Origin of the sequence: Sphingomonas floccifaciens (assembly GCF_042681125.1) — a bacterium.
Taxonomy (GTDB): Bacteria; Pseudomonadota; Alphaproteobacteria; order Sphingomonadales; family Sphingomonadaceae; genus Sphingomonas; species Sphingomonas floccifaciens.
The window spans coordinates 288,223-303,056 of record NZ_JBHUFC010000002.1 but is presented as its reverse complement, the minus strand read 5'-3'; the positions used below and the strand labels follow the sequence as shown (position 1 = coordinate 303,056).

The following is a 14,834-nucleotide window of genomic DNA, read 5'->3' as shown; positions in this document are numbered from 1 at the left end:
ATGAAGAAGACCTTGCCCGCCCTCGCCGCGCTAGCGCTGCTCGCAGCCTGTTCGTCGAACGACGACGCCGCCCCGGCACCGGAAGAGAACGGGACCGAGATGCTGGACGTCACGAACGAGGCGATGAACGTGCCCGAAGCGCCGGTCACGATGAACGTGCCGGAAGCCACAGCCACCAATCTGACCGACGAGCCCGAGCCGACCGTCGACGAGCGCGAGCAGATCCAGGCGGATGCCGACGCGACGGGCATGACCTCGCGCGTCAACCGCGATGAGGACACCGCGCCTGCGGCAAACCAGTCGGGTACGGTTTCCGAAGAGAAGTAATTTCAGGGAGGGCGCAAAGGCGCGAAGGAGGTTTCCGCGGAGACGCGAAGACGCGGAGATGCATGAAGCGGGGTTGCGCTTCGGCTCTGACGGAGTTTGCTGCGTGCGGCCCGGTTTGCCGAAAAGCCTGCTGACGCAGCGAGTGAAACACCTCCGCGTCTCCGCGTCTCCGCGTGATTCAGCCTCTTTCTTGACGCCTTCGCGCCTTCTCTGGATCCCTCCCTCCTAGCGCTCTCAGCCAAGCCGCTCCCCGCCTCCAGACGGGTCCCCTTGCGGAACAGCTCCGCCTTCCCCACATTGCATCCGCTACAGTCGCACATCGACGGTCTTCGGCGCTTTGCGGCCCCTTTGCTCCTTCTGTCTGCCCTACAGCCGGCATCGCCGCTTTGGAGGGTGCCGCACACGAATAAGGAGTATCCCCATGTCGATCACCGGCACCGTAAAATTCTTCAACGAAACCAAGGGCTATGGCTTCATCGCGCCGGAAAGCGGCGGCGGCGACGCCTTCGTCCACATCAGCGCCGTCGAGCGTGCCGGCATGGCGACGCTGACGCAGGACCAGCGCGTCAGCTACGAACTGGAAACCGATCGCCGCGGCAAGACCAGCGCGGTGAACCTCCAGCCGGTCGACTGACGCCGCCCTTCCCGGCTCGCGTCGCCGACGCGGGCCGGGCATTCCCTTCGCCCAAGCAAAGGACCCGACGATGGCCCATGACGCCGCCTATTTCCGAGCCCAGGCCGACCGTGCGCAGGCCGATGCCGATGCGGCCGAACTGGACAACGTCCGCGACCGCGCGCTGCGTTCGGTCGCCGCATTCGAGGCGATGGCCGTCAGCGCCGAGCGCACCACGCGCCGCCGGATCGAACGCGAAGAAGCGACCGCCGCCTCGCGCCCGGTGATGCCGACGACCGTTTGATCGATCCGCGGGCGTCCGCGCCATTGACATGCCCCCACAATCCGCTAGGGGGCAGCCGTCGTATGTGACCGGGCTCGTCCCGTTATCGCATATACGCCGTCCGAGACAGCAGGTGGCCGGGGTTTGCCCGACCTTAATGCCCTGCCGAGACGGGGAACAGATTTTCTCCAGTCGCGGCATGTCCGCGGCTCGGGTCGGGCAAGCGGGTCGCCATCGCGCACGCTTTTCCCACGATCCTTCCCCCTCAACGGACTGAACCGTCTGCGTGTCCTCGGACGCGCGGGCACGTAACCGGGCTGCGCCTCTTGCAAGGGGGTTCGGCCTAATTTGAGGAGAATGGCATGGATCGTTCGCAGAAGACCCAGGCCGTCGCCGATCTGAAGAGCAATTTCTCGCAGGTGGGTGTGGTCGTCGTGACCCGCAACCTGGGGCTGACGGTCGCACAGTCGACCGTTCTGCGCGGGAAGATGCGCGACGCCGGCGCGACCTACAAGGTCTCCAAGAACAAGCTTGCCAAGATCGCGCTCGAGGGCACGGATTATGCGGGTCTTTCCGACCTGCTGACCGGTCCGGTCGGGCTCGCCACCTCCGCCGATCCGGTCGCGGCTGCCAAGGCAGCCGTCGATTTCGCGAAGACGAACGACAAGTTCGAAATCGTCGGCGGCGCGATGGGGAGCCAGATTCTCGACGCGGAAGGTGTGAAGGCTCTCGCCTCGCTGCCGTCGCTGGACGAGCTGCGCGCGAAGCTGGTCGGCCTCATCGTGGCACCCGCCACGAAGATCGCCACCATCACCCAGGCACCGGCGGCGCAGCTCGCCCGCGTGCTGGCAGCTTATGCGGAAAAGGACGCGGCATAATCGCCTCGTCTCAACTACTTACAACCCGATCTGATACTGGAGTATTATAATGGCTGATCTGAACGCGCTGGTTGACCAGCTGAGCGAACTGACCGTCCTCGAGGCCGCTGAGCTCTCGAAGCTGCTCGAAGAGAAGTGGGGCGTCTCGGCCGCTGCTGCGGTTGCGGCTCCGGCTGCTGGCGGCGGCGCTGCTGCCCCGGCTGCTGAAGAGAAGACCGAGTTCGACGTGATCCTGACCGGCGACGGTGGCAAGAAGATCAACGTCATCAAGGAAGTCCGCGCCATCACCGGCCTGGGCCTGACCGAAGCGAAGACGCTGGTCGAATCGACCCCGAAGCCCGTCAAGGAAGGCGTGAGCAAGGACGAGGCCGAGAAGATCAAGAAGCAGCTGGAAGAAGCCGGCGCGACCGTCGAGCTGAAGTAAGCCGCAGTCGGGGAGCCGGGCCATTCCGGCCCGCCCCCGGCAAGGCCGGCCGGCATCGGCTCCGCCGATGTCCGACGTCAGGGGCATTGCCCGTGGCGGCCAGCACAAGACAAAGGGCGGCCCGCCAACACGCGGGTCGCCCTTTTCTTTTGCCTAGCTAAGCCCCGTTCCTTCCTCGCTCCTCGCCACGAACCAAAATCGGCCCCGTCACGATGGTGCAGATCGGTCGGAAACCGCTCTATGTCGAGGATGTCGACGCGGTCGCCGCGCAGGTGCGCGAGCTGATCATTCAGCCCGGTACGCCGCAAGCCATGCCGTGGGGCACCTATGAATTCGCGGTCAGCGACCCGACGGGTGTCCTCGTCCGCATCGGCCGTGCGATCAGCGCTGGCTGAGCCGGCGCGCGTCGAGGCGGGCGAAGGTCTGGCCGGGTCGGTCGACCCAGACCGGCCCTAGCTTGGGCGACGACGGATCGCCGGGGCCGACCACGAACGCTTCCGTCGCCGACGCGACCGACAGGCCGCTCCGCCAGGTGGCACCGACCATCGCGATCGGCACGATCATTTCCCGGTCCGCCGCCGTGGTCACATGCATCGCATCACCCGGCAGCACGAGTTCGCCGGCGATTTTGCGGGTTTCACCGGCCCCGAGGTCGAACGGCTTGCCACCAGGCAGCGACGCGATCTGCGCGGTGAAGTCCGTCAATTCTCTCTCCGTCTCCGGACCGGCGCTCGCCAGCGTGACGACAGGGCGGACGCCGGATAACGGCGCGGTACCGGCATTGGTCAGCATCAGGTCGAAGGCGAGATGGGCGTCCGGCCCGCGCGTCCATAGTCGCTGCGGGTGGAAATCGAGGGTCAGGGCGTCGGCAGCCGCAGGTGTGGCGTCGGACGGTGCGGTTGCCGAAACGGCGGGCGCTTGTGGCTGCGGCTGCGGCTCCGGGTGCGGTACGCCCTCCGGCGCAGGCGGTGGCGCCGATCCGTAAATCACATCCACGGCCGCGGCCGAGCGCCGGCGCCAAGCGAGCACCGCATAGGCGACCACGCCGGCCCCCCCCAGGCCGAACAGCCACAGCAACCAGACAGGCGGCCCCGCCGTTGGCGTCGAGGCTGATACGGGCGTCGCGGTTTCCGTCGGTGTCGGCGTGGGGAGCGGCGTCGACGTGATGCCCGGGACGGGCGCAAGGGTCGGTGCAGGTGTCGCGGTCGGTGTCGGCGGCACCGCAGTCGTCGGCGCCACGACCGGTGCTGCCGTCGCAGTCGGGCGCGGCGTCGGCGTCGCAGCCGGCACGGGCGTCGGGCGCGGCTGTAGCGTCGCCGCCGCGGTCGGCGTCGGGACCGGCACCGTGCGGACGACCGGCGGCGGCGTGGACGCGCTGGGAGTAGCGGTCGGCGTCGGGCTGGGCGTCGGCGTCGCCTGGCTGTTCCCCGGCGGCAATTCGAAACGATCGGCGCCGGGCAACGTCTGGGCGGGCGTGGTCTGCGCCATAGCCGGCGCACTTCCCATCGCGAGCAGGGTCGTAGCGAGAAGCAGGGTCTTCACGCCGCGCGCGCTACGGTTGTGTGGCTGAATCCGGGCTGCACGCATCACAGGCTCGCGAGATCGATTTCGCCGTGACGGTCGAGCGTCCGGGACTTGTCGGGCATCGGATATTTCAGGCCGGTCGCGCAGTTAAACAACACGACCCGCTCGTCGCGACCGACCATCCCATCGGCCAACGCACGGTCATAGGCGGCCAGCGTCGCCCCGCCCTCCGGACACAGCAGCAACCCGTCCCCGGCCGCCTCCTCGACCGCAGCGAGCAGCGCGTCGTCGCTCACCGCCAGCGCCGCGCCGTTGCTCTCGCGCACGGCGTCGAGGATCAGGAAATCCCCGACCGCCTTGGGCACGCGGATGCCAGCGGCGACGGTATGCGCATCCTCCCAGCGCTCGGCATGGCGCTCCCCCGCCTCGAACGCGCGGACCATTGGCGCGCAGCCTTCGGCCTGCACCGCATACATGCGCGGGCGCTCGGGTCCGATGAAGCCGATGCGCTCCAGTTCGTCGAACGCCTTCCACATACCGATCAGCCCGGTGCCGCCACCGGTCGGGTAGAAGATCGCGTCGGGCAGCGTCCAGCCCAGCTGTTCGGCCAGTTCCAGCCCCATCGTCTTCTTGCCCTCGATCCGATAGGGCTCCTTCAGCGTCGACAGGTCGAACCAGCCATTCGCCTTGCATGCCGCGCCGACGATCGCGCCGCATTCGTCGATCAGGCCGTTGACCCGGTAGACGCGCGCGCCCTGTGCCGCGATCTCGCGCACGTTGATCTCGGGCGTGTCGTCGGGGCAGAGGATCACCGCCTCGATGCCCGCGCGCGCCGCATAGGCCGCCGCTGCCGCCCCCGCATTGCCGTTGGTCGGCATCGCGATCGTCCGCACACCCAGCGCCTTCGCCATGCTGATCGCCATGACGAGGCCGCGCGCCTTGAAGCTGCCGGTCGGCAGGCGCCCCTCGTCCTTCACGATCGGCGCGCGGGCGCCGCGAGCGGCTCCCACCCGGTCAAGCGTGACGAGCGGGGTCGCCGTCTCGCCCAGGCTGACGATGTGTTCGGAGCTGCGGATCGGCAGCAGCTCGCGATACTTCCACAGATCCGCCGGACGCGCCGCCAGCGCCTCCTTCGTCATCGCCGCCGCGACACCCTCGAGATCGTAGCGGACCAGCAGCGGCCGCCCGACGCGGCTGAGCCCTTGCAGCGTGTCGGCGTCGTAGCGCTCCCCGGTCAGCCCGCATTCGAGATGCGTGACGAAGCTGGGGCGATCGGCGGTGAGGTTGGCGTTCGACGGGATCATGTTTGCGCCTGTCGGACGATGTGGCGGCGAGGTCAATGTCTGAGAGTAAGCGGGCCGTCGCCGATGATCCGGCCCCCAGAGCACTTACCCCGTCTGCGTGTCTGCGTCGGTCCGCACCCTTTGGGGCAGGAGGAACAGTCGGGACAGGATCAATATGGCCACGAGAATGGCTCCGATCAGCAGCGCCGTTCCTTCCGTCGAGCTGACGCTCCTTTCGAGCAACCAGTATGCGGTCAACCCGCTCAGGGGGATCCAAAGGTTCTTTGGGATCAGCAGTTCGAACCGCATTTGCGACACGCGAAGGGTCTGTTGACCCGCCGCAAGTGGACTCGACTGAAGGACACAGGTGTACCGCATTCCGGACACGAAGGTGTGAAGATAGCCATGCGTCGACTATGATCTGGATCAGTATCGTTGCAACAGGGGCAGGCTACCCCTGAAAGGCGCACCGCGCTACATCGCGACGAGGTCGCCGGCGCGCCGACACAACCGCGCTTAACTCACGTCTCCGCTGACGTCGGAGACTCAACCACCTACAGACTTGAATGGCTAAGGCTTTGGCCTGGGCCGACGCAGACAACCAGGCCTCAATGCCGCGTGATTACCGACCAGGTACGACGATGACAGTCCGGCCGATCATCGCTTCGACCAAGGCAAAACCCGCGTCATCGCGCCCGCCGATATCGATCGGACGTCCGCCAAGTTCTGCGTGCTCAACATTAAGGAAGGCGACCGCATCTTCACGGGTGGGATGCGCGCGGAAAGCCAGCAAAGTAACCTTCGCCTGACGCGCAACGACATCCGGCGCATCCGGGCGTGCCGAGAAAGAGCGACGGAACCGCTTGGCGGGCGATGGCGAGAGTTCGCCGGACGCGGGGAGGATGGTGACGGCCGACACGCTCAGCGTGCCTCGAGCACGGCGCCGCTGGCGCCGAGCGTCATCTGTGCCGATCGGATCGCGTCGGCGTAGCGATGCGCCATCCCGGTGTGCGAATATCGCGCTTCACGCGTGGTCGCGGCGTCGGCGCGCATCAGCGAGATCTGGTGGCGCGAGAGAAGATAGTTGAGGTCCAAAATGACAACCTTCGCGGCGTAAGCGAAAGCGCGGATCGTCTCTCAGTCACCGGCGCCTACGGAAAAACCAAGCCGGTGATGAGTTGAAGATAGGAACGACGGGGGTGATGCGCCACCCCCGGCACGCAAATTGCGCGTCTTCTTAGATGTCGACAATCGCCGCCGCGTCGTCAAACGGAGCGGCTTGCGCCGCACCGCTGCCCGACGCGGCGAGTCCGCGATCAGCTAACGCTGATCGCCGGCCGCCCGCTCCACCACCGGCAGCCACACCGCACTCGCATCCGCGCCGCCGCGCTGGAGCGTTACCGTCGCCGCCTTGTAGTCGCCCGGCTTGGCCAGGAAGATGTTCGGCACGAACGTCTGCGGGTTGCGGTCGTAGAGCGGGAACTGGCTCGACTGGACCTGCACCATGATGCGGTGGCCGGGCTGGAAGACATGGTTCACCGTCGGCAGGCGGAAGCGGTATTTCTGGACCTTGCCGGCGGGAATCGCGGTCGGCTTCTCGAAGCTGTCGCGGTAGCGGCCGCGGAAGATGTCCTGCGAAATGGCGAGTTGGTAGCCGCCCATCTTGGGATCGGTCGCGACCTCGTCCGGATACACGTCGATCACCTTGATGATGAAGTCGCCATCGGTTCCGGTCGTCTTGGCGAAGATTTCCGCGAACGGTGCGCCCGACACGCGGACGGGCGCGGTCAGCACGTCGGTCTGATAGGTCATGACGTCCGGGCGTCCGTCGACATGGCGCTGGTCGCTGACCAGCCAGTCGCCCCAGCGGCCGTCCCCGAAATTGACCGGGCGCGACAGGTGCGGGACGGGCTTGGCGGGATCGGAGACATAGGCGTCGCCCCCTGCCCCGCCCTTTTCCCAGCCGAGCTTGCCGCCGGCTTGGAGGTAGATGGGCTTGAGCGGTGCGGCGCACCCCGTCTCGCACGCCAGCGGCCAGGTGCTCAGCCGGTCCCAGTGGTTCTCGCCGGTATTGTAGATCGCGACCTGCGGCAGGTTCGCGGGGGGACCGTCCTTCAGATACTGGTTGAACAGTGGCAGGACCATGTCCTCGCGGAACTGCGCGGCGGTGTCGCCGTCCCATTTGAACGGCCCGAGCTCGCGCCCCTCGCGGTTGATCTGGCTGTGGCGCCACGGCCCCATGACGAGGAAGTTGTTGCCGGTCTTGCCCTTGGCCTTCAGCGCTTCCCACGTCCGGATCGCGCCGTACATGTCCTCCTGATCCCACAGACCTTGTTCCCAGATCGTCGGCACGTTGGACGGGTTGGCCGCGACCAGCTTGTCGAGCGCCTGACCCTGCCAGAAGGCGTCGTAGGACGGATGGGCCTGCATCCGCTGCCAATAGGGGAGAAGGTCGTACCCGGCCTTCTTCGCCCAGTCGCCCGCCGAGCCGGTGCGGAAATTCTCGTAATCGTCGTAACCGCCGGTCGGCGGCGCCTTGCCGCTGCCCTTGAACCCGGTCTGCCCGCCGAGCCAGGCGATGTTCGCCAGGCGGAAGGCGCCGTGGTGAAACCAGTCGTCGCCCATCCAGCCGTCAATCATCGGGCTTTCGGGCGCGGCGACCTTCAGCGCGGGGTGCGGTTTTAGCATCGCCATGACGACGGTGAAGCCTTCATAGGACGACCCGATCATACCGACGCGGCCATTGCTCTCGGGCAGGTTCGCCGTGTTCACCAGCCAATCGATCGTGTCGTACGCATCGGTCGTGTGATCGAATTTGGTCGGATTGAGCGGCCCAATGACGGGGCGCGTCACGACATAATCCCCTTCCGACCCATATTTACCGCGGATGTCCTGATAGACGCGGATATAGCCGTCCTTCACGAAGATCTCGTCGGCGAGCGGCAGGGCGGACAACATCTTCGGGCTGTCCATCCGGTTGGCGCGGCCCGCGGCATTGTAGGGCGTGCGGGTGAGCACGATCGGCGCGTTCTTCGCGCCCTTCGGCACGACGATGACGGTGTAAAGCTTCGTCCCGTCGCGCATCGGGATCATCACCTCGCGCTTGTCGTAGTCGTAATTGGTCTTCGGCACTTCGTACTTCGGCGGAATGTCGCCGGCGGGCGCGGCCTGCTGCGCGGCAAGCGGCGTGATGGCGAGGGCGGCGGCGGCGAGAAGGATCAGCTTCGTCATGAGGCGCTCCGTGGGAGGAATGGCGGCGATGCTAAGCGGGGGTGCCGGGCCGCGGCAATGGGTGGCGGCACGAGTTGCGCTTTGGGCGGCATGAGGGGAGGCTTTTGGTTTCACACGAAGGCACGAAGGCATGACGGTTGCCTCTCCTTCCGTTCGTGCTGAGCTTGTCGAAGCACCGTCCTTCTTTTCACCCGGGGTAAAAGGGCAGCCCTTCGACAAGCTCAGGGCGAACGGATTTCCGGGAGCGCGCATCGCGCCTTCGCAACTTGCACTTCGTGTCTTCGTGCCTTTGTGCGAAAAAAAAGCCCGCCCCCACCGAAGTGGAGACGGGCGCGATCAAGATATTCTGAGATAGATCAGGCGTGCTCAGGCGCCCCGTGCAAACGAGCCTCGACGTCATCGCGCATCACCCGGTCGGCGAGGTCGATCGGTATCAGCGTGCCGCCTTCCTCATCCGACACGCCAACCACGAACGAGGCGGACGTGCGCCCCTCGCTGCCGTCCGGGAGGCGATAGCGCGCATCGGCGACGACGACCGGCGTAAAGCGCCCTTCCCCGCCCAGGTCGGCTTTCAATGCCGCCAACGTCGCATCGATGCGGGTGCCCTCGCCGGGTTCGATCGTCACCGGGTCGATCGCAGCATCGGCGGGCGTATCGACCAGCATATTTTCCATTTCGCTGGCATGGGCGTCGGTCAGCATGAAGGTCGAGACGCGAACGTCCCGTGCCGCGACGCTGCCGGAATTGGCGACGGTCAGTTCGATCTCGACCATCGCTTCGTCCGCGCTGGTGCCGGCACGGACCGGACGCATCGCGAGTTCGAGCCATGGGCGATCGCGAACCGCCGGCGTTCCGGCGGTCAGCGCCACAACATCCTCAGCCGGGGCGTCGGTGACGGTCGCGTCTTCGGCGAGGCCCGCCGCGACGGGCTCGTCGCTCCGATGCTCGTCATGGCGCGACATCGCGGCGGCCGCGATCGGCGCCGCCGCCAGAGGAGCGACGGCGGCGGATGCCGCGACAGGCGCGCGGTCGACGACCGTCGGCTCAACGACAGCGACCGGCTCGGCATGGGCTGGCTCTTCGTAATAGACCTCTTCCTCATAGGCATCGCGCTTGCGACCGCGCATCAGGAAGAAAGCGCCGATGGCGACGATCACCGCAGCGATCGCGGCCAGCGGCCACAGCGGCGCGCCGTCGTCCGGCGTCGTCTGTGTCGTGGTCGTCTCGGACGTGGTAGCGGCAGGAGCCTCTGCCGCGGGTGAAGCGGGGGTCGCGGCCTCGGGCTGCGCCGCCGGAGCAGCGGCGGGCGCGACCGGCGTAGTGGCGGCGGGCGCAGTCGCCGTAGCGGCGGTCGTAGCCGCAGCGGGGGCGCTCGTGCGCGTTACGGTCGTCGTCCGGCGCGTCACCTCGCGCGGAGCGGCGGCGCGGCGTTCTGGACGGGCGGCGACGCGGGCATCGTCGACCACATCGGCGGCACCGGGCGCGATCGTCGTGCGCGACGCGGGATCGGTCCCGCGAACGGTCGTCGTACTCGACTGCGGCGCAGGCGCATCGGCCTGCGGCACTGTCGTCGTGACCGGCGGAGGGGGCGTCGGCGCCTGGGTGGTCGCATCCTGCGCTTGGGCAGGCGTGACAAGGAGCGCAGGGGCTGCGAGGAACAGCCAGGCCGCGCGGCGAGCGGGGGTGCTTTCCGTTTTCATATCGCATGCTCAATGAGCGGTGAGACGATTCCGGCCCCGAAACGGTTATTTTTAACGACGAGACGTGCAATTTCATCGACAGGCCGTTGTTAACGGCGAATTTGACTATGACGGGCGGTCAGCCTATATGCCGTGTCCTACCACAGTTTCGGGACATGGGGCGCCGTCGCGCAGCGCTTCGTACGAATGGGAACTGCTTGGTTCTGACAGAGGACGCTTCGAGGCTGCCGATTTCCGAGGAGGTTATCGTGCGGCCTTTTATGCGTCCTTTGCTGCGTCCGCGCCCCGCGGGTTCCACCGGGGCAATTGACGGCTGACGAGGCAAGACACAGACATGGCAACCAAAGCGATCGCGACCGGCGGCACGACCAAGCGCCGCATCCGCAAGGTGTTCGGCGACATCCACGAAGTGGTGCAGATGCCGAACCTGATCGAGGTTCAGCGCGAAAGCTACGAACAGTTCCTGCGCTCCGACAAGAGCACGGGCCATGTCTCGGGCCTCGAAAAGACGCTGCGCAGCGTCTTCCCGATCCAGGACTTCGCCGGCACCGCCTATCTCGACTTCGACGACTATGTCCTCGAAGACCCGAAGTTCGACGTTGAGGAATGCCGTCAGCGTGGCATTACCTATGCTGCCCCGATGCGCGTCACGCTGCGCCTGACCGCGTTCGAGGTCGATCCCGATACCGAAGCCAAGTCGGTCATCGATATCAAGGAGCAGGACGTCTACATGGGCGACATGCCCCTGATGACGGAAAACGGCACCTTCTTCATCAACGGTACCGAGCGCGTCATCGTCAGCCAGATGCACCGCTCACCGGGCGTGCTGTTCGACCATGACCGCGGCAAGACCCACGCCAGCGGCAAGTACCTCTTCGCCGCGCGCGTCATCCCCTATCGTGGTTCGTGGCTCGACTTCGAGTTCGACGCCAAGGACATCGTCAACGTCCGTATCGACCGCAAGCGCAAGCTTCCGGTCACCACGCTGCTCTATGCGCTCGGCCTGAATTCGGAAGAGATCCTCAACCACTTCTACAACCGCGTGACCTTCGTCCGCGGTCAGGGTGGCTGGCAGATCCCGTTCGCGCCGGAAAACTGGCGCGGCGCCAAGCCGATGTTCGACATCGTCGACGCCAAGTCGGGCGAGATCGTGTTCCCGGCCGGCCAGAAGATCAGCCCGCGCGCTGCCAACAAGGCGGCGAAGGACGGTCTGACCGATCTGCTGATCCCGACCGAGGAAATCTTCGGCCGCTATTCGGCGTACGACCTGATCAACGAGAAGACCGGCGAGATCTATATCGAAGCCGGTGACGAAGTGTCGGCCGAGAACCTCGAACTGCTCGACAAGGCGGGCATCGAGCGGATCGAACTGCTCGACATCGACCACATCTCGACGGGTCCGTGGATCCGCAACACGCTGAAGGCGGACAAGGCCGAGGAGCGCCAGCAGGCGCTCAGCGACATCTACCGCGTCATGCGCCCTGGCGAGCCGCCGACGCTGGAGACGGCGGAGTCGCTGTTCGCCGGCCTGTTCTTCGATCCGGAGCGCTACGACCTGTCGGCCGTGGGCCGCGTGAAGCTGAACATGCGCCTCGACCTCGATGCGCCGGACACGCACACCACGCTGCGCACCGAGGACATCCTGGCCGTCGTCAAGACGCTGGTGGATCTGAAGGACGGCAAGGGCGAAGTCGACGACATCGACAACCTGGGCAACCGTCGCGTGCGTTCGGTGGGCGAGCTGCTGGAGAACCAGTATCGCGTCGGCCTGCTGCGCATGGAGCGTGCGGTCAAGGAGCGCATGTCGTCGGTCGACGTGTCGACCGTCATGCCGAACGACCTGATCAACGCGAAGCCGGCGGTCGCCGCGGTGCGCGAATTCTTCGGCTCGTCGCAGCTGTCGCAGTTCATGGACCAGACCAACCCGCTCTCCGAAGTGACTCACAAGCGTCGCGTCTCGGCCCTCGGGCCGGGCGGTCTGACGCGTGAGCGTGCGGGCTTCGAAGTCCGCGACGTTCACCCGACCCATTATGGCCGTATCTGCCCGATCGAAACGCCGGAAGGCCCGAACATCGGTCTGATCAACAGCCTCGCCTCGTTCAGCCGCGTCAACAAGTACGGCTTCATCGAGACGCCGTATCGCAAGGTCATCGACGGCGTGGTCACCGACGAGGTCGTGTACCTGTCGGCGATGGAAGAGGCCAAGCACACGATCGCGCAGGCCTCGGCCGAAGTCGACGAGGGCAACCGCTTCACCGAAGAGCTCGTCTCGGCCCGTCAGGCTGGCGAATTCCTGATGGCGCTGCCGGAAACCATCACGCTGATGGACGTCTCGCCGAAGCAGCTCGTGTCGGTCGCCGCGTCGCTCATTCCGTTCTTGGAAAACGACGACGCCAACCGCGCGCTGATGGGCTCGAACATGCAGCGTCAGGCCGTACCGCTGGTGCGTGCCGAGGCGCCGTTCGTCGGCACCGGAATGGAAGAGACCGTCGCCCGTGACTCGGGTGCCGCGATCTCGGCGCGTCGGGCCGGCATCGTCGACCAGGTCGATGCCAGCCGTATCGTCATCCGCGCGACCGGTGACGTCGATGCCAATGAATCGGGCGTCGACATCTACACGCTGATGAAGTTCCAGCGCTCCAACCAGTCGACCTGCATCAACCAGCGTCCGCTGGTGAAGGTCGGCGACGTGGTCAACGTCGGCGACGTGCTGGCCGACGGTCCGTCGACCGAGTTCGGCGAGCTCGCGCTCGGCCGCAACGCGCTCGTCGCGTTCATGCCCTGGAACGGCTACAACTACGAAGACTCGATCCTGATCTCCGAGCGGATCGTGAAGGACGACGTGTTCACGTCGATCCACATCGATGAGTTCGAAGTGATGGCCCGCGACACGAAGCTGGGGCCGGAGGACATCACCCGCGACATTCCGAACGTCGGCGAGGAAGCGCTGCGTAACCTCGACGAGGCGGGCATCGTCTATGTCGGTGCCGAGGTCGAGCCGGGCGACATCCTGGTCGGCAAGATCACGCCGAAGGGCGAGAGCCCGATGACGCCGGAAGAGAAGCTGCTCCGCGCCATCTTCGGTGAAAAGGCCTCGGACGTCCGCGACACTTCGCTTCGCCTGCCGCCGGGCGTGTCGGGCACGATCGTCGATGTGCGCGTGTTCAACCGTCACGGTATCGACAAGGACGAGCGCGCGCTGGCGATCGAACGCGAGGAAATCGAGCGCCTTAAGAAGGACTCGGACGACGAGCGCACCATCCTGAACCGTGCAACCTGGTCGCGCCTGCGCGACATGCTGCTCGGCCAGACCGCGACCGCCGTGCCGAAGGGCCTGAAGAAGGGCGCAGTGATCGATCAGGATCTGCTCGACAGCGTCGATCGCCACGAATGGTGGAAGTTCGCCGTTGCCGACGACGCCGTCCAGGCGAACCTGGAAGCCGTCAAGCAGCAGTATGACGAAGCCGCCAAGCGTATCCGCGAGAAGTTCGAGGATCGCCGCGAGAAGCTGGAGCGTGGCGACGAGTTGCCGCCGGGCGTGCTCAAGATGGTCAAGGTCTTCGTCGCGGTGAAGCGCAAGCTGCAGCCGGGCGACAAGATGGCCGGCCGTCACGGCAACAAGGGCGTCATCTCACGCATCCTGCCGGCCGAGGACATGCCGTTCCTCGCCGACGGGACGCCGGTCGACCTGGTGCTCAACCCGCTGGGCGTGCCGTCGCGCATGAACGTCGGGCAGATCTTCGAAACGCACCTCGGCTGGGCCGCACGTAACCTGGGTATGCAGGTCGCGTCGGCACTGGAAGACTGGCGCGAGGCGAACCCGGACGCCAAGGCGGGCGAAATGCCGGCCGCGGTCAAGGATCGCCTGGTCGAGATCTACGGCGACCATTATGCCGACGACATCCAGTCGCGGACGCCGGAGCAGGTCGCCGAGCTGGTCCACAACATCCGCACGGGCGTTCCGATGGGCACCCCGGTGTTCGACGGTGCGCGCGAAAGCGACGTGTCAGAGATGCTGGAGCTGGCGGGTCTCGACACGTCGGGTCAGTCGACGCTGTACGACGGCCGCACCGGCGACGCGTTCGACCGCAAGGTGACCGTCGGCATCATCTACATGCTGAAGCTGCACCACCTGGTCGACGACAAGATCCACGCGCGTTCGATCGGGCCGTACAGCCTCGTCACCCAGCAGCCGCTGGGCGGCAAGGCGCAGTTCGGCGGCCAGCGCTTCGGCGAAATGGAGGTCTGGGCACTCCAGGCCTACGGCGCGGCGTATACCTTGCAGGAAATGCTGACGGTGAAGTCGGACGACGTCGTCGGCCGCACCAAGGTCTACGAAGCGATCGTCAAGGGCGACGACACCTTCGAGGCCGGCATTCCGGAGAGCTTCAACGTGCTCGTCAAGGAAATGCGCTCGCTGGGCCTGAACGTCGAGCTCAAGAACCAGGAGCTGGACGAGGACGGCGAGCCGCTGGCCGAGGCGGCTGAATGATGTGATCGCCCCCTTCCCTCTCCCGTCGGGAGAGGGAGGGAGCCGCTCGCAAGAGCGGCGGAAGGGTGAGGGTGACGCC

13 protein-coding genes are annotated in these 14,834 nt (G+C 66.2%); 7 read left to right on the top strand and 6 right to left on the bottom strand.

What is annotated here, in order from left to right; translation table 11 throughout:
* The 6 genes from ACFSC3_RS04280 (at window position 1) to ACFSC3_RS04255 (ending at window position 2,920) form a co-directional block, all read left to right on the top strand.
* Window positions 1-327 carry a hypothetical protein gene (locus tag ACFSC3_RS04280; protein WP_380939082.1) on the top strand — a complete coding sequence of 109 codons (327 nt, stop codon included), beginning with the start codon at window positions 1-3 and terminating at the stop codon, window positions 325-327.
* A 421-nt stretch (window positions 328-748) separates the two neighbouring features.
* Window positions 749-961 (top strand): cold-shock protein, encoded by a 213-nt coding sequence (locus ACFSC3_RS04275; RefSeq protein WP_380939080.1) that lies wholly within the window; start codon window positions 749-751, stop codon window positions 959-961.
* A gap of 70 nt (window positions 962-1,031) precedes the next feature.
* On the top strand, window positions 1,032-1,244 hold the full coding sequence (locus ACFSC3_RS04270; RefSeq protein WP_380939078.1) for a hypothetical protein: 213 nt from the start codon (window positions 1,032-1,034) through the stop codon (window positions 1,242-1,244).
* Window positions 1,245-1,585: 341 nt separating this feature from the next.
* Window positions 1,586-2,101, top strand: coding sequence for a 50S ribosomal protein L10 (gene rplJ / locus ACFSC3_RS04265; RefSeq protein ID WP_380939076.1), 516 nt, complete (start codon window positions 1,586-1,588; stop codon window positions 2,099-2,101).
* Window positions 2,102-2,150: 49 nt separating this feature from the next.
* Window positions 2,151-2,525 carry a 50S ribosomal protein L7/L12 gene (gene rplL / locus ACFSC3_RS04260; protein ID WP_380939074.1) on the top strand — a complete coding sequence of 125 codons (375 nt, stop codon included), beginning with the start codon at window positions 2,151-2,153 and terminating at the stop codon, window positions 2,523-2,525.
* Window positions 2,526-2,737: 212 nt separating this feature from the next.
* The gene (locus ACFSC3_RS04255) at window positions 2,738-2,920 is read left to right on the top strand and encodes a VOC family protein (protein ID WP_380939072.1); all 183 of its coding nucleotides are present in this window, start codon (window positions 2,738-2,740) and stop codon (window positions 2,918-2,920) included.
* On the opposite strand, the gene ACFSC3_RS04250 is transcribed toward ACFSC3_RS04255, so the two are convergent.
* From ACFSC3_RS04250 to ACFSC3_RS04225, 6 genes are all read right to left on the bottom strand, one after another.
* The gene (locus ACFSC3_RS04250; RefSeq protein ID WP_380939071.1) at window positions 2,907-4,067 is read right to left on the bottom strand and encodes a hypothetical protein; all 1,161 of its coding nucleotides are present in this window, start codon (window positions 4,065-4,067) and stop codon (window positions 2,907-2,909) included. The genes ACFSC3_RS04255 and ACFSC3_RS04250 overlap by 14 nt on opposite strands.
* 44 nt (window positions 4,068-4,111) lie before the next feature.
* Window positions 4,112-5,353 (bottom strand): threonine synthase, encoded by a 1,242-nt coding sequence (locus ACFSC3_RS04245; RefSeq protein WP_380939070.1) that lies wholly within the window; start codon window positions 5,351-5,353, stop codon window positions 4,112-4,114.
* Window positions 5,354-5,954: 601 nt separating this feature from the next.
* A complete protein-coding gene (locus ACFSC3_RS04240; protein ID WP_380939069.1) occupies window positions 5,955-6,251 on the bottom strand; it encodes a hypothetical protein in 297 nt (98 codons plus the stop codon).
* Window positions 6,252-6,253: 2 nt separating this feature from the next.
* Window positions 6,254-6,427, bottom strand: coding sequence for a hypothetical protein (locus ACFSC3_RS04235; protein ID WP_380939067.1), 174 nt, complete (start codon window positions 6,425-6,427; stop codon window positions 6,254-6,256).
* A gap of 225 nt (window positions 6,428-6,652) precedes the next feature.
* Window positions 6,653-8,563, bottom strand: coding sequence for a CocE/NonD family hydrolase (locus tag ACFSC3_RS04230; RefSeq protein WP_380939065.1), 1,911 nt, complete (start codon window positions 8,561-8,563; stop codon window positions 6,653-6,655).
* A 356-nt stretch (window positions 8,564-8,919) separates the two neighbouring features.
* Entirely contained in the window at window positions 8,920-10,263 is a 1,344-nt protein-coding gene (locus ACFSC3_RS04225; RefSeq protein ID WP_380939063.1) for a hypothetical protein, read from the bottom strand.
* Between the two features lie 334 nt (window positions 10,264-10,597).
* Between ACFSC3_RS04225 and rpoB the strand changes: the two genes are divergently transcribed.
* A complete protein-coding gene (gene rpoB, locus ACFSC3_RS04220) occupies window positions 10,598-14,755 on the top strand; it encodes a DNA-directed RNA polymerase subunit beta (RefSeq protein ID WP_380939061.1) in 4,158 nt (1,385 codons plus the stop codon).
* The last annotated feature ends 79 nt before the right edge of the window (window positions 14,756-14,834 follow it).

Excerpts from the sequence above, each read along its gene's own strand:
- ACFSC3_RS04280 (WP_380939082.1), top strand. The coding sequence starts at position 1 with ATGAAGAAGACCTTGCCCGCCCTCGCCGCGCTAGCGCTGCTCGCAGCC.
- ACFSC3_RS04275 (WP_380939080.1), top strand. The coding sequence starts at position 749 with ATGTCGATCACCGGCACCGTAAAATTCTTCAACGAAACCAAGGGCTAT.
- ACFSC3_RS04270 (WP_380939078.1), top strand. The coding sequence starts at position 1,032 with ATGGCCCATGACGCCGCCTATTTCCGAGCCCAGGCCGACCGTGCGCAG.
- rplJ (WP_380939076.1), top strand. The coding sequence starts at position 1,586 with ATGGATCGTTCGCAGAAGACCCAGGCCGTCGCCGATCTGAAGAGCAAT.
- rplL (WP_380939074.1), top strand. The coding sequence starts at position 2,151 with ATGGCTGATCTGAACGCGCTGGTTGACCAGCTGAGCGAACTGACCGTC.
- ACFSC3_RS04255 (WP_380939072.1), top strand. The coding sequence starts at position 2,738 with ATGGTGCAGATCGGTCGGAAACCGCTCTATGTCGAGGATGTCGACGCG.
- ACFSC3_RS04245 (WP_380939070.1), bottom strand. The coding sequence starts at position 5,353 with ATGATCCCGTCGAACGCCAACCTCACCGCCGATCGCCCCAGCTTCGTC.
- ACFSC3_RS04230 (WP_380939065.1), bottom strand. The coding sequence starts at position 8,563 with ATGACGAAGCTGATCCTTCTCGCCGCCGCCGCCCTCGCCATCACGCCG.
- ACFSC3_RS04225 (WP_380939063.1), bottom strand. The coding sequence starts at position 10,263 with ATGAAAACGGAAAGCACCCCCGCTCGCCGCGCGGCCTGGCTGTTCCTC.
- rpoB (WP_380939061.1), top strand. The coding sequence starts at position 10,598 with ATGGCAACCAAAGCGATCGCGACCGGCGGCACGACCAAGCGCCGCATC.